This is a genomic window from Desulfallas sp. Bu1-1, assembly GCF_015594625.1.
In the GTDB taxonomy this organism is placed as follows: domain Bacteria; phylum Bacillota; class Desulfotomaculia; order Desulfotomaculales; family Desulfallaceae; genus JADNRQ01.
Window position 1 is genome coordinate 260,404 of record NZ_JADNRQ010000002.1, and the last position, 13,470, is coordinate 273,873.

The 13,470-nt window shown below is 47.4% G+C and carries 19 protein-coding genes and 1 pseudogene; 1 reads left to right on the top strand and 19 read right to left on the bottom strand.

Features of this window, described 5'->3' with window-relative positions:
* Positions 1-219 precede the first annotated feature (219 nt).
* The 4 genes and pseudogenes from IT084_RS03895 to IT084_RS03910 all read right to left on the bottom strand — a co-directional run.
* Positions 220-387, bottom strand: a pseudogene (locus tag IT084_RS03895) (ATP-binding cassette domain-containing protein); the annotation flags it as partial.
* A gap of 71 nt (positions 388-458) precedes the next feature.
* Positions 459-935, bottom strand: coding sequence for a type II toxin-antitoxin system VapC family toxin (locus IT084_RS03900; RefSeq protein WP_195711309.1), 477 nt, complete (start codon positions 933-935; stop codon positions 459-461).
* Entirely contained in the window at positions 928-1,227 is a 300-nt protein-coding gene (locus IT084_RS03905; protein ID WP_195711311.1) for a type II toxin-antitoxin system Phd/YefM family antitoxin, read from the bottom strand. Before IT084_RS03905 ends, IT084_RS03900 begins: the two co-directional genes overlap by 8 nt.
* A gap of 124 nt (positions 1,228-1,351) precedes the next feature.
* Positions 1,352-1,687: an FAD-dependent oxidoreductase gene (locus tag IT084_RS03910; protein WP_195711313.1), complete on the bottom strand. Its 336-nt coding sequence runs from the start codon at positions 1,685-1,687 to the stop codon at positions 1,352-1,354.
* 190 nt (positions 1,688-1,877) lie between these two features.
* On the opposite strand from IT084_RS03910, the gene IT084_RS03915 reads away from it, so the two are divergent.
* Positions 1,878-2,129 (top strand): AbrB/MazE/SpoVT family DNA-binding domain-containing protein, encoded by a 252-nt coding sequence (locus IT084_RS03915; RefSeq protein WP_195711315.1) that lies wholly within the window; start codon positions 1,878-1,880, stop codon positions 2,127-2,129.
* Between the two features lie 282 nt (positions 2,130-2,411).
* Here the strand turns inward: IT084_RS03915 and IT084_RS03925 are convergent, their stop codons facing one another.
* From IT084_RS03925 to IT084_RS18495, 15 genes are all read right to left on the bottom strand, one after another.
* Positions 2,412-2,942, bottom strand: coding sequence for a PH domain-containing protein (locus IT084_RS03925; RefSeq protein ID WP_195711317.1), 531 nt, complete (start codon positions 2,940-2,942; stop codon positions 2,412-2,414).
* A gap of 71 nt (positions 2,943-3,013) precedes the next feature.
* Positions 3,014-3,463: a PH domain-containing protein gene (locus IT084_RS03930; protein WP_195711319.1), complete on the bottom strand. Its 450-nt coding sequence runs from the start codon at positions 3,461-3,463 to the stop codon at positions 3,014-3,016.
* Between the two features lie 45 nt (positions 3,464-3,508).
* The gene (locus tag IT084_RS03935) at positions 3,509-3,703 is read right to left on the bottom strand and encodes a hypothetical protein (RefSeq protein WP_195711321.1); all 195 of its coding nucleotides are present in this window, start codon (positions 3,701-3,703) and stop codon (positions 3,509-3,511) included.
* 259 nt (positions 3,704-3,962) lie between these two features.
* Positions 3,963-4,727: a GGDEF domain-containing protein gene (locus IT084_RS03940; RefSeq protein WP_195711323.1), complete on the bottom strand. Its 765-nt coding sequence runs from the start codon at positions 4,725-4,727 to the stop codon at positions 3,963-3,965.
* Positions 4,728-4,735: 8 nt separating this feature from the next.
* Positions 4,736-5,041, bottom strand: a complete 306-nt coding sequence (locus IT084_RS03945) for a hypothetical protein (protein WP_195711325.1) — start codon at positions 5,039-5,041, stop codon at positions 4,736-4,738.
* Between the two features lie 415 nt (positions 5,042-5,456).
* Positions 5,457-6,029: a Uma2 family endonuclease gene (locus IT084_RS03950; protein ID WP_313885413.1), complete on the bottom strand. Its 573-nt coding sequence runs from the start codon at positions 6,027-6,029 to the stop codon at positions 5,457-5,459.
* Between the two features lie 64 nt (positions 6,030-6,093).
* Positions 6,094-7,278, bottom strand: a complete 1,185-nt coding sequence (locus IT084_RS03955) for a hypothetical protein (RefSeq protein ID WP_195711329.1) — start codon at positions 7,276-7,278, stop codon at positions 6,094-6,096.
* A gap of 15 nt (positions 7,279-7,293) precedes the next feature.
* Positions 7,294-7,782 (bottom strand): prepilin-type N-terminal cleavage/methylation domain-containing protein, encoded by a 489-nt coding sequence (locus tag IT084_RS03960; protein WP_195711331.1) that lies wholly within the window; start codon positions 7,780-7,782, stop codon positions 7,294-7,296.
* Between the two features lie 7 nt (positions 7,783-7,789).
* A complete protein-coding gene (locus IT084_RS03965) occupies positions 7,790-8,170 on the bottom strand; it encodes a hypothetical protein (protein ID WP_195711333.1) in 381 nt (126 codons plus the stop codon).
* Positions 8,171-8,191: 21 nt separating this feature from the next.
* Positions 8,192-8,674 (bottom strand): prepilin-type N-terminal cleavage/methylation domain-containing protein, encoded by a 483-nt coding sequence (locus IT084_RS03970; protein WP_195711335.1) that lies wholly within the window; start codon positions 8,672-8,674, stop codon positions 8,192-8,194.
* Positions 8,675-8,754: 80 nt separating this feature from the next.
* Positions 8,755-9,270 carry a prepilin-type N-terminal cleavage/methylation domain-containing protein gene (locus IT084_RS03975; RefSeq protein WP_195711421.1) on the bottom strand — a complete coding sequence of 172 codons (516 nt, stop codon included), beginning with the start codon at positions 9,268-9,270 and terminating at the stop codon, positions 8,755-8,757.
* Positions 9,271-9,290: 20 nt separating this feature from the next.
* Entirely contained in the window at positions 9,291-9,635 is a 345-nt protein-coding gene (locus tag IT084_RS03980) for a prepilin-type N-terminal cleavage/methylation domain-containing protein (RefSeq protein WP_195711337.1), read from the bottom strand.
* A gap of 209 nt (positions 9,636-9,844) precedes the next feature.
* The gene (locus IT084_RS03985) at positions 9,845-10,969 is read right to left on the bottom strand and encodes a pilus assembly PilX N-terminal domain-containing protein (protein WP_195711339.1); all 1,125 of its coding nucleotides are present in this window, start codon (positions 10,967-10,969) and stop codon (positions 9,845-9,847) included.
* Positions 10,970-11,307: 338 nt separating this feature from the next.
* Entirely contained in the window at positions 11,308-12,651 is a 1,344-nt protein-coding gene (locus tag IT084_RS03990) for a diguanylate cyclase (RefSeq protein WP_195711341.1), read from the bottom strand.
* A gap of 359 nt (positions 12,652-13,010) precedes the next feature.
* Positions 13,011-13,409 carry a type II secretion system protein gene (locus IT084_RS18495; protein WP_279327807.1) on the bottom strand — a complete coding sequence of 133 codons (399 nt, stop codon included), beginning with the start codon at positions 13,407-13,409 and terminating at the stop codon, positions 13,011-13,013.
* Positions 13,410-13,470 lie beyond the last annotated feature (61 nt).

A 13,470-nucleotide genomic window follows, 5' to 3' on the forward strand; every position in this document is an offset into this window, starting at 1 on the left:
TTATAGAATTTTCCTCCAGTGAACATTTTTATTATAAATCATTCCAGCAAATAATAGAAAATAACCCCTGCCAGAGCCGGTGTTTATGTTGTTAATCAAATATATCCCGCAACCTGATAATTAAACCCTCGAAGATCACCGGCGCAATTTCATTACCTGCGTAAGTTTCAGGCATACCATATTCATTGTTTGGCTGTAGCTTATAAACCATTATTTCCGCCCTGAAGTGGGGCGCAAGAGTCCGGTCAACATCCTGATAGTGGTGGTTTTTCCCGCCCCGTTGGGACCCAAAAAACCGAAAATTTCCCCGGGCGCCACTTCCAGATCCAAGCCGTCCACGGCGGTAAAGCGGCCAAACCGTTTGGTCAACCTTTCAGTTTTAATCACACGCTCTGCACCATCCAGATCTGTAAAGATTAAGCATAGAAATGTTTTATTTATACGCTTAGCCAGAAGACTCACACATTTATTAGCGGGGGGGTATTGACTGTTTGCAGTAATTTAACGTATTCCTTTCTGCTGCCCAAACCCTTTACCAGCCTCTGATCCGCAGTCCAGAATTCACACTTTTTTCCATTTTGCTTTGTTACTATTTCCGCTACAGCTAGATAAGCTGCATCGTATAAAGTTGGCAATTCCTCTGTTTCTGCTATCCGCCAGGCTGCCCGCATTAATGAAACATCGTTTATAAAGGTTATAATTCCGAAGCTGTTGAAAGATTCCCAGGCAATTGCGGCTTGTTCCGGACTGATTAATTCTCTTACAACTTTTTTTCTTAAAACGGTACCCACCTCGGCCCAGGCAAAATCGGGGAGAACCACCGTCATCCTTTCGTTAACAACCGTCTCCATTAACAACGCTGCTTTATCGCTGTCCTCTTCGTTTACCAGCAGCTTTACCAGAACGCTGCTGTCAAGGCATATATAACTATTCACTTCGAGCATCCCCCTCCCGCAGTTGTCTGATTAACGGGGTGGAATCGGGTTGGAGTTTCATTTCATTTCTCAATCTGGCAAGGCGTTGGAGAGTTTCTTTTGCCATTTCATTCTTTTCGTACTGTTCCACCCTTCTGGCTTTTGCCTGCAATTCCTCAAAAGCCCCGGCCTCGACAATGTAGGCTACAGGTTTTGACCTCTGTAGTAAAACGATGGGTTCTCTTGTCTTAATGGCTTGAGCAATTATCTTGCTGACATTTTGTCGTATTTCTGTTACATTAAACATAATCATTCAACTGCACCCCTGTCCATAGCATTACCTTTATATTACCATGCAATATAACAAAAACACCCGTATTTCAACATGGTTTTTTCTTCGCTGTCCGGCCTATTGCCCCCTTGTATAAATTGCTAATTCACCTTTTCGGGTAAACGGCGTCGGCAGCCAGGGTGCCGGAGATGACCACGGCCTCGATGCCGGCACCCGGAAAAACGCCGGCGCCGGCCAGGTAGAGCCGCTCCACGGGGGTTTTGGCCGGCGGCCGCCACCGACCGGCAGCGGGGCCGTAGATGGCGCCGCCCGTCGTCCGGGCATAACGGGCGAACGTGGCCGGGCCGGCCTCCTCCCGGAAGACGACGTGCTCCCGCAGGCCGGGCAGCACCTTTTCAGCCAGGGCGATCAGCGCGTCGCCGAACTCTCTCTTGCGCCGTGCGTAGTCGGGCGCCCGGCGGCCCCAGGTTGTTGCCTCCATCCTGGGGACCAGAGTCAGCAGGGTGATGACGGCGTCCGAGCGGCGCCAGGCCGGGGTCTACCCGGGAAGGAGTGATTATACCAAGCTCCCTGCCGACCTCCAAAACCCCGTTCAGGCAACCACCCTTGACAGGAACTGATGTAAGGTTTATGTTGGATGTAAGGAGATATTTAAATGTTAAGAACAAGGGTTGACGAGTAAGGGGCAGGTAACAATACCCGTAATCGTCCGCCGCAAGCTTAACTTGCAACCGGGAGACGAGCTCTTGTTTGATCTCGGCCCGGAGGGGGAGGTTAAGGTCAGGGCCTTGAAACGCAAACGTTTAACCGAACTATACGCCTCTTTGCCTGCCAAAAGACCTTACCCCGGCAAGGCAGAAGTCCGGGAAGGGGTGGCCGCCGGACTGGCCCGGCAGATACTGGGTAAGGGGAAAGAAACGTGAGGGTTTATTTGTGGATTGATGCCAACGTTGTCTTGCGCTTTCTCACCGGCGACCCACCGGAAATGGCCGCTAAAGCCTGGAGCTAATGAGCCGCGCGGTTCAACACAAGACGTATATTTTGTCAATCAAAGAAATCATCCGACCTTTCATTATTGAGGCAGTGCAGCGAAGGCTTCCTTAAATACAGGTGGTGACCGGGGAAACTGTTATCAGTTCCTTCACCTTGCTGGAATCACACTACGCTGAAAATTACTTCAGTTCGGTCCCCAAATGCTGGAGTTATTACAGACGCTGGTTAACTGCTTCAACTAACGCCGCCGGGTTACTGGGCGAAAGGTAACATACCCGCTTAACAGTATCTATCCGAACTAACCCGGTACAGCGGGTAACGTAAGCATTCACCGGCCCAAGAAACGGGTCGGCTGGGCCAATGAGCCCAAAATGCCACCAGAGCGGCACGTGATTTACCAATGTGACCCTCCTTATTTCGGAAAACGGGATAACGACCCTGCGGATGGGTCTTTTAATAACAATTCCTTCCGGGCTTACAGAATACCGCCGGGGAGTGAAGAAAAAGTATATAATTCCGACCGCAGACCATATTCCGGTGTAAACCATTGCGATGAAAAAGATCAACCTTTTCAAATCGGCAAAACCTGTCCCGGGAGAAATAACCATCCCTGTCGCTCCTATCAGCATAACGATCAAAGCAATATAGGCGAAATACTTTAGCCAGCTTTTTACGTGCAACCTTATTTCGTCATCCCAGGGGGCCACCGAAAAGTTCACTTCGGGCTCTTGCCCGTTTTCCATTGTATTTCGCCCCCAGGAAAGGGATAGCGCTTTCTTCAATGTCGACCGGAACACCCGCAAAAAGGCATTCATCATCTACGCACCTCAACATCAGGTTGTTCCTCTAAAAGCACTCTATTTGTAGTGCTAACAAAAACCTCTGGCTTCGCCGGGGAAAGAAGGTAAATTTCCCGCGAGGTCTTGACCCGCACCATCCGGTCCCAGCGGGCGGCGTAGACTTTCGCCGTGCCCCCGTCAGCCAGGGCAAAGAGACCGGCGTAGCCGAAAAGCCCGGCCAAGCACGTCAACCCGGCCCCAGGTTTCACATCTTCGACTATCTCAACACGCTTAATCTTATTTTTGGGTATGACGCATGACGTCACCGGGGCGCGGATGGTTATCCCCTCCGGCGACACCAGGTAGCCGCGCGGCGCAAACAAAAACGACAGAACCGCCCAACACGCGCCGGTAAACAGGTACAAGGTCGTGGTCAACTTCCCCGTCCTGTCTAAAGGCGCGACCTTGAATTTTTTGCGCGTCATAGTGAACCTCTCCGTTCCCCGCTGAAAAGCCGGCACAGATGATGTTTAGGCGGCAAACTGCCTGAATTCGTCCCGGCTCAGGTTCCTTAACCCGCCGGCCAGCTTCCACAGCCGCCCCATCAATTCCCCCGCGCTCACCCTCTGGTCCAGCGCAAATACGCTGGAAATCAGGTTGGCCGCCTGGTATAGTTCTTCTACATCGTACCGGTTTACGTCAAACAGTATGTTCCGGAAATCCAAAACGTGCTTTTTCCTCACTGAATAAAGGTTTTGAGCAATTCCAGAAATGCACGCTTGCTGGAGAGAAACTCTCTGTATCCTTTGTCGTGGGAATGATGGGGCTGTATTTTGTCCGGCACGGGTTCATTCCTCTTGTGGCTGTATTATACCACACCCGGCCGGGGATTGACATGAGGCGGAACTGAACCGGATACTGAATCGTGTACCGGAAGTGAGAAGAAAAAACCCCGCCGGTGCGGGACCGGGGGGCTCGATAAGTTTAATAAGTTAAGTGCCGGGCACCACTGCTGGACCTGCGGTCTTTTACGTAAACGCTACCCGGCAGGGACTTGGCGTAGCGTTTGAGCTGAGCCGCCTTTTCCGAAAATTTTTTCTGGTCGTACAGGCAATCGCGGCCAGTGCATTCAACAATGGTCATGGATATAGAAATTAAAGGGAAAAAAGTCTCCCCGCCGCTCCGGTCGCAGCCGCGTATTCCTCCCGCCGCACGGTCCTCCGAGTCGTAAAAGCGGCGGATCAGCCGGTCGAAATACCGGGCAATTTTTGCGCATAAAATCTCTGCCTTTTCCGGAACGGTTATGATGATAAAGTCATCGCCCCCGATGTGGCCGATGAAATCATTTCTGGTGCCGGACTTTTTTACGACGCTGTTCAAGAGAGTGGCGGTAAACAAAATCACCCGGTCACCGTTTTCAAAGCCATACCTGTCGTTATAAGACTTGAAATGGTCCAGGTCCAGGTAGATCACCGCGCAGTCCTCATCTTCCCCGGCACGCCTGGACAGTTCCTGCTCGATGGCTATATTTCCCGGCAATCCGGTCAGCGGGTTGGCGCCCCTGGCTATCTCCAGCCGGATTTTGGTCATGGTATCAAGTAAAGTCTGGACCGATACAACCCCCTTGAACATCTGATTTCTTGTAACAATGATATAATCGTAGAGCTTGAGCCTGTCCCGGTTCATGGCAACCTGGGAAACCATTTCAATGGGAGTGTTTTCCTCCACCACCAGGGGGGAAGTGTCCATTATCGATGTTATCGGGCGCTGATGCCAATGCGGGAAGTGACGGCTATTTTCTGCAGTTCACCGTGCTCCGGCTTGCCTTCCATCGCCAGCAGGACGACAAAATCGTCACCCCAGAGATTCTCCACGGCAAGGATTTCGATACCGGGGAAAATTTCGGGTATTTCTCTTTCCAGGCTTTTTTTAAACATGACCAGGATTTTCGAGGCAGCCTGAGAGCCGCTCACCTGCTCCACCTCGTGGAATTTCACCAGGTCAAAATAAAGGAGCACCACCGGCCTTGACTTTTGGAGGTTTTCCAGAATCTTTCCGGCCAAGCCGGGGTCCTTCAGGCTGTGGTTCCGGAATATGGTCCTTCTTTTAAAGCCATGGAAAGAAAAGAACCTGAAGGCGACTTCCCAACCCTTGATTATCCCGGAGATCACGGTCAATCACCCGAACTTTTTAATACAAATATATAACAGCAAGTTTAAGGCATTATTACTTTTCCAAAAAAAAGATGCAAATTTCCGGTTAAATTTTCTTTAATCCCCCGGCCTGCCGGCCATTCGCAACCCCTTTACCGCCATCCCTGCTATCCTGATAAACCTGCTTTCCCGTTGATATCGAAAAAGTGGTGCCAGCGGTTAAGCCGATCCGATAAAATTTTGGAAATTAATACCTATTATACCTTTTCAGCCTTGACGGTTGTCCACCTTGCTCGGCCGCACTGTCCGGCCCCCTAGTTTCCCATTAATCAAATATATCCCGCAACCTTATAATTAAATCCTCGAAGATCGCCGGCGTAATTTCATTACCTGCGTAAGTTTCAGGCATACCATATTCATTGTTTGACTGTAGCTTATAAACCATTATTTCTTTACGAAGATAGTTGGCAATCCAATATTCTTTAACTTGATGCTTTTCGTACAGGTGAAGTTTTTTCACATAGTCCATGGATGGTGACGAAGGTGATACTATTTCTATGATCCAATCCGGTGAACCGATACAGTACTTGTCAGTTAGCTTGGACTGATCACATACAACCAATATATCGGGTTGAACAACCGTTTTAATATCTTTAGCTTCTTCGTTTCTTTCCGGAAGCAGCACATCGTAAGGTGAACCAAATACTTCACAATGTTTGCCTTCCAAGTAATTTGCAATGCGGACAAGCAATTTACGAGAAACTCTCTGGTGTTGTGTTGAAGGCGATGGTGACATGGCAAGCGTTCCTTCGATAATTTCGTATCTTATATCAGCAGGAAGGCTTAAGTAATCTTGATAGCTATATTGTTTTAGTTTGTCTTCAGCTGTGCGTGTCACTTTATAGATGACCCCCTTTTCCAGGTGCCAGGCACCTGGCATCTATTCCCAGGTGCCTGGCACGTTAAAATACCGGGTAAAGCTCTTTCCACAATACTGTTTTTGTTTTGACGGGTACAGCACCCGCCATTGGCATCAGATCTTCTTCATAACACATAGCAAAATCACCTGTACTCTGTTCCCCTTCATCCAGAATTATGCCCCTGGTACAAACGGCCCCGTGCAGCGCGGCGCCGCCCCGGGCACGCAATTGGCCGTCTGCCAGGATGTTTGCATATACTGTATGATTGTTGATGTTAACATCACCCAGGGCGACGAGAGTCAGGCTTCCCGCACCAACATCGACATGCTCGCCAACATAGTACTTGGGTTCCAGATCGCCCACCACATTAATGTCCCCGGTGCAAAAAAACAGAGCCGTCCCGCAGTAATCCCCCGAGACGGTAATATCACCGTCCACATAATAAAAGCCGTTGTAACCGGCTGCTGCCCTGGCAACTTCGATCACTTCACCGCCGGGCGGATGGGACGTCTCAAAAGTCTTATCTGTAAGAAAAACATGCCCGTCCTCCAGGGCCTTTTGCAGGTAATATGCCGTATCCAGTTCCGGAAAAGGGGGTATATAGTTATAATTGCTTCGTTTTTGACCATCATGCCTGCCGGTTATTTCTCCGCTGGCGTAAATACTGCCATTAACCTTCAACGTGCCCCCAAGGTTAACATCGCCATCCATAAAAAGGTTCGCATCAACATTCATTTTCCCAGGAGGATTAAAAATCCTCGGCTTTTCGGGTAAAATGACGAATCCTTTAAAATAATCTTCCGCATTGTACACGGCAACGACGGATTCCAGTGTCTTTTTAGCCAGCAAATCACCATTGTCACCCGTACATTTTCCAACCGAGTTGATGACCAGGGACGTGCCGATATCCTGCCGCTGTTTTAATGCCATAACCTCATAAGTGATATTATCTTTTAGTTCTGTTTCCGGAAAAACCGTAATATTTTTACCCGCCTCAGGTAAATTGTTGTACCAGCTTATATTTTTTTTAATCCTAGCAATGGTTGTTTCGATACCGGCTTCCGCCGCGTAAAGCGCTTGAACAAACTTTTCTTCGCGCACGATGTTATTATGTTTGTGATAAGCAGTTGTACCCAGGGCAACGATAAGCGTAAAAAGCACAGCAGTGACCATAATTACTAAAATTACAGTCTGTCCATCTTTTTTAATATAAAAAGACCTTTTCACAGACCGCCCCCCGGTTTAATTCCTTATCCTGACAGTAGTGCTTACCTCTATTTCCCCGCTACCGTCCTTTTCCCCGACCAGAGTCAGGGTAACCAACCCGGTGCTTGTACCAGCACCGGCAAGTTCAACCTGAAGCTTTTTGACATACCTGGCTACCGGATTATGGCCATGTCCCCCGATTGATCGAGTTAACTGTTTAGCCGTCTCGACATCACCGCTGGTACTGATCCGGTAGGTGATTATATCTCCCCGGGTGTTCTTAAATGACAGCCTGCCGCCCCCGTCCTGCTGATAAGAAACAACAACATCAGCATGGCGAAGTTCCCGGGAAAGCCGGTTTATCCCCAAGCGCAGGTTTTCCTCAACTTCCGCCCGGTCCCTGTTTTGATGATAGATATGAACACCAAATATAAAAAAATTCTTAACAATGGTTATCACCAGTAAAATTAATAACAGGGATACCACCATTTCCACCAGGGTAAACCCGCCCCGGTCTTGCAGCATCAATCCATCACCTTTTCGCCCTGGCCCCGGTAATAGTTACTGTTCTTTCCCGGCCGGTTCCCGGCTCGGTGTAATAAACAGTGACACAAATATTTTTTAAATAGCCGCTGTAAACGTCATCTTCCCTGACTTCCACGGCATACTGGTAACCGTCGTATGGAGCAGCGAAAATTTTCTTTTCCTCCGGAGCAATTTCTTCATATTTGTTGCCGGAAACCTCTTCAAATTTACCCTGAGCCAGTTCCAACGCGACAAACCTTTTCCCGGCACCTTCCGACTGGCGTGAAACAGCAACCATCGCCATGGTTGCCGGTATAACGCTAATGCCAAAAATTAAAATGGCTACTACAACCTCCATGAAAATAAAGCCGCGTTTATCGTTCCACAACAGAAATACCTCCCATTTAAATTATTCGTTGCCCTCGGGAGGGTAATCACTGATTCTGGTGCGGCCGGTAACGACAGCAACTATCACGTATTGATATTTTCCTGTTTTACGGCTTCGTAAACTGATGTGCCCGCCACTGGTGGGCATACCCTTGGGAGTGAATTTGATGATGTCGTTTTCAAAATTTGTATAGACAATATCCACGCCGCCAGGCATGACAACTTCACGGTAAACGCCTGGTTTCGACAGGTCAATCATCCTGTACTTATCATCCCTGACATACAGGTTGATCTGGTACGTGGAGGACTCGTCGGCCAGCGCATCCTGCCCCGTGGAGCGTATTTCCTGCTGCAACTGCCGGCAAGCAGCGTCAAGCTGGTAATCGGCCAGAAAATTATTAAATGAAGGTATGGCTATGGACATAGCGATGGTTAGAATTAAAAGAACAACTATTAACTCAATTAACGTAAATCCTTTACGGTTAAAAATACATGCTCCAATCACCTTTGAGTAAATTACATTTTACAGGTGTCTATACCCTTATAACTCTTTTTGCGGCAGCTTCTCTGTATCAGTGGAATTATTTACTTGTAACGTATCGCCGCGCCGTTATTTACACCGGCAATTGTATCAACTATATTCAGAATCATCACTTCGGATTCAATACCATACTTTTGTTTTACGTCGTTAATTTTAAAATATAAGATTTTGCCCTCAGCTTTAGGTTGAAAAACTAATTCAAAACCACCGGTGGTGATATGGTTAATAATCTTTGAACCATCTTTATTTCTAAACTCAATAAAGCCATCATCATTAATAAAAATGTAATTGTCCTGATTAGTTATGGTTTCCGGAATAGCATCATTCTCATCTAAAATTTCCAGCTCAGCAGCATAGCGAACCTGCCTGGTTATAAAATCCGCTGCCAGTCTTATATCCTGCTGAACATTTGATTGGCTTTCTCCAATTGTGAAAGATGTCGTGCCGAAGTAAAAAAAAGAATACCCCACCCCCAAAACGACAGCCAAAAGGGCAAGGACAATCAGGAGTTCAACTAAACTAACACCTCGCTTGTCATAAGTTATTTTTAAAATATTAATCTACTCCTTCACCGAAATGGTTATTGATTGGGTACGAATGAAGTTATGGTTACCGTCCGTTCATTTCCGTTACTGTCAGTGTAAGTTTGGTCACATATCACAAATTTTCCTGTTACAGTTATAGGATCGGTGAGGGATGGAAAACTTATTGATATTGTGCCATCTGTAACATTATTGCCACTTTTATTAATAATTGCATTTTCCATTTCCTTTTGTACCTTATATAGAGCCTCGCTCTTACGCCCGGCGGAAAAAATGCCCGAAAAGCCGGCAGAAAAAAGAGTTGTAAAAGTAAAAACAATTATTACTAATATAGATATTGCTACAAGGACCTCTAATATCGAAAAACCTTTTTTATTGTTCATTTAACCACCTGGCCTTCAATTTCCTTCATAACACTCCATCAGACCACCGGCCCCTTTTGAAACCTATTATAGTTGAAATAATATCAACGTTATTAGGAAGCCTATAAAATATTTTTTAATAAAGCCTTAATTCCTTGCCCAACTACAAGTTACTCAACACCTGAGCACTGGATTTCATACTAACGACCCCTTACATAATTACAATTTTTTTATTCTTCTAGCCAGGTACCTTTTTCATACGCTAATACTGGGAGGTTTTCCGAACTGTAGTATTTATGTATTATCTCTATGTTCCCCGGTCCTCCACATTTATAATTTTTCGCAATAAAGGCACCCACATACGTACCATTTCCGCTAAAATCAATAGTAGCACCGGGGGCATAAATAGCTCCCTCAAATCGAATCTTATCTTCCTTAGATTCACCCCCACCTCCCACAAACTTAATTTTACCGCCTTCTTTTACAAAAATGTAAAGCGATGCGTTATCATTTATTTGGAATTCAGCATTACCCTTTAAATCAAGTGTATCGTTCACAAATAACATCAATCTACCTTTTCCTTCTAGTTTGATTATTCCATTGCCGCTCACGTTAAATGTATCTACCATAATTTTTAAATCATTATTATCCATTCTAAAAGTCAGCTCATCATTTCCCTGGAGATTGATCCTGTCATACATGCCATTGCTGCTAATCGGTTTTTCATCAGTATTCTGCTTATTTCCTTTTCCATTTTCATCAGGTATGGAACCTTTATACTCGAGACCTGTTGGGAATGATGCCGGGGGATAAAACATATTTGAATATGGGTATATTCCATATTTTTCCCAATCGAATTCAACGTTCTTATTAATCGTGATACCGGCATTGGCTCCCAAATCACCTTCAATACCGGCAGATCCGCTATTGATCACAATGTTATCTTCACTGCTCGCAGAAAACAAAGCCCATTTTTTAAATATATCCATTCTCTTCAGAGTAAGGGTCACGCTTTGATTGACATCGTTTACTTTGCCTGTGGATTTAATCGAGATGTTATCTGTATCTCCGGCAACATCCACTTCAAACGTACCCCTGCCAAGACTAGCGGGGTCTGATTTTGGAGCATTGATTAAATCAATTGCCTCACCGGGATGTTTGATTATCCATTCAGCAATAGCCTCTGCTCCGGACCGAGCAATATAGTAGGCCTGCATTCTTTTCTCATCCCTTGAAACCTGCAAAGCGTCTGATACGCTGTACTGCAACAGGGTTGTTCCCAGCAACATTAAAACAACCATAATTACAAGAACCAGCGGCACAGCTAATCCTCTTTCATCGATTACGATTTTCATATACTTCCTCCAATCGAATGCAGGGAACTATCATCATCCAGTATCCTCAGCTTAGCCTGAACGTTATAATAAAATGCTCCGTAAGGTTTAATTATGCCGGCTATGTGGTTCGTTTTCCTTATATTTCTCCTACCCGCCGGGCATAACTACATCTTTATATTCCCCGAGCCAGGCCAGGTCAATCACCCGGCACATGTCCGAGTCGAGACATAAACGGAATTGATAGCCGGCGGATTCCTCAGCCAGCGCATCCTGCCCAAGGAAGCGTATGTCCTGCTACAGTTGCCCGCAGGCTGAACCAGACGGGTAGTCTAATAAGTAATTATTAAGCGCTGAATTTATTGAATGTGGTTGGAATTTTCCCCGGCCAGCCGCCAGCAGTTTCTGCCTTCCCGCTTGGCCCTGTAAAGGGCTTGGTCCGCAAGATCGACCAGCTCCGCGGCTTCGCCGGCGTGCGCCGGAAAGCTGGCGCCGCCGAGGCTGATGGTCAACCTTCCCCCGGGCTGGCGCTCCCCGTTGGGAAAAGGATATTCCTCCACCGCCCGGCGGGTGTTTTCCATCACTTGCACCAATCCTTCCGGCCCGGTGTTGGGGAGGATCACCAGGAATTCCTCGCCGCCGTACCTGGCGATGATGTCGGATTGCCTGAGCGTCGCGGCAAGTATTTTTCCGAGGGTTTTCAGCACCATGTCCCCCGCGGGGTGCCCGTTAGTGTCGTTATAATGTTTGAAGTGATCCACATCCAACATAATTACGGACAGAGGCGACTCGCTGCTGGCAGCGTCCATTATTTCCCGTTTCAGGGCGTATTCCATGTACCTCCGGTTATACAAACCCGTAAGAGGATCCCTGCTAACCTCGCTGGCAAGCACGGCCAGCTGTTTTTTGCGCTTTAATATATTATCGATTTTAAGCAACAACTCCCGGCGATCAACAGGTTTAGTGATAAAATCATCTGCCCCGTGCCGGAGGCTGTTAAGCTTGTCCTCCTGGTCGTTCAAAGTAGTGATGACGATAACCGGCACCCCGGAAGTAGCCGGCGTCGACTTGATACGGCGGCAGACCTCAAAACCGTCCATGCCGGGCAGGACCAGGTCCAGCAGCACCAGGTCGGGAACGTGTTCCAGAGCAAGTTTTAAAGCTTCGTGCCCGTTGGTGGCGGTAATGATATCCATATCCCGGCCTTCCAGGTACCGCAGCAATACTTTCATCTGTAAGGGACTGTCTTCCACCACGAGAACCAGCGGTTTATCTTTAAGTGACTCAACCGGTTTCTCAGCGCTACTCTCAGCCCGCTTCCCGCTTGCCATCAGGGAATTTATAGCTTCGGCAAGCTTACCGGGGCAAACGGGTTTGCTGACGGTCTCACCGGCAGACAATGCCTGCAACGGCGACACCTGACGTAAATCCTTCGCATCTTCGACAGTAATGACTAGGACGGAGGGGGGCGGCGAAGCGTTCTCCACCAGCCGGGCCAACGCTTCCATTTCCGTCTTGTCGCCGGGTGAATCCACAATCAGTATGTCGGGCGGCGTACAGGCAATTACCCGGGCTAAAGCTGTCAGTTTGCCGGCCACCTGTAGACAAAACAAATTGTAGTCCAGGGACCTGGCCACGGTTTCAATAGTGGTGATATCAGAACTGTAGAGAGCAATACACCCGGTCATTTCTTTGATTTCCATACGCTCACCATGCATATTTCATTATAGGCATACAAAACCCGGTTTGGGGCTTGCTCCGCAAGGACAATCTTTTCCCCGGCATCCTGCGTTAGCCGGGTAGCAGGCGCCGCGCCCGGTGACGGTCAACCAATCCCCGGGCGCCCACACTGCCGGGGAAAAGATGCAATGTAGAAGGGGGAGTACGAATGTACATATGCACCGTACTCCCTCGAAAAAAAGACACAACATTCCAAATGCGATCCATAGCAACGTAAGCTTGTAACTTCCTCTAACAATAAGTTAACAAAGCACCGTAGCTTGTAGCTTGTTCTGGCATTTTAGTTTGTTTTTGCGACAACCAAGAACCGTCCCCTGTCGCATTATACCCCTTGGGGGACATAGTGATTTGTCCAATCACCTACTGGACCAATGGTAGGCCGGTCCCCATCATCTGAAGTATTTAATTCATAGTTTCCCTCACCGGCACCTTCTAACCCACAACCTTCAGGTATTACCATAGATGAAGCACCCTGTACATAATCATCAAGATCACTTAGGTCATCTGGCCATTCGCCTTCTACTGCTCTATATTGGTCTATTGCTCCATCAAGTATGCGCAAATTAGCATCATGTGCCCTCTGTGCAGCCCCTCTGGTAGTACTATTATAAATCGGCACCGCAATCGCAACCAAAATACCAATGATAACCACAACCACCATCAGTTCCACCAAAGTAAAGCCCTTCTGGTTCTTCATCTGGCGGCACAGTTTGTAAAACATAGCTTTTTCACCTCCTTTCCGTCATATTTAAAAATGCCATTTTTTTCTTAATAACACTATA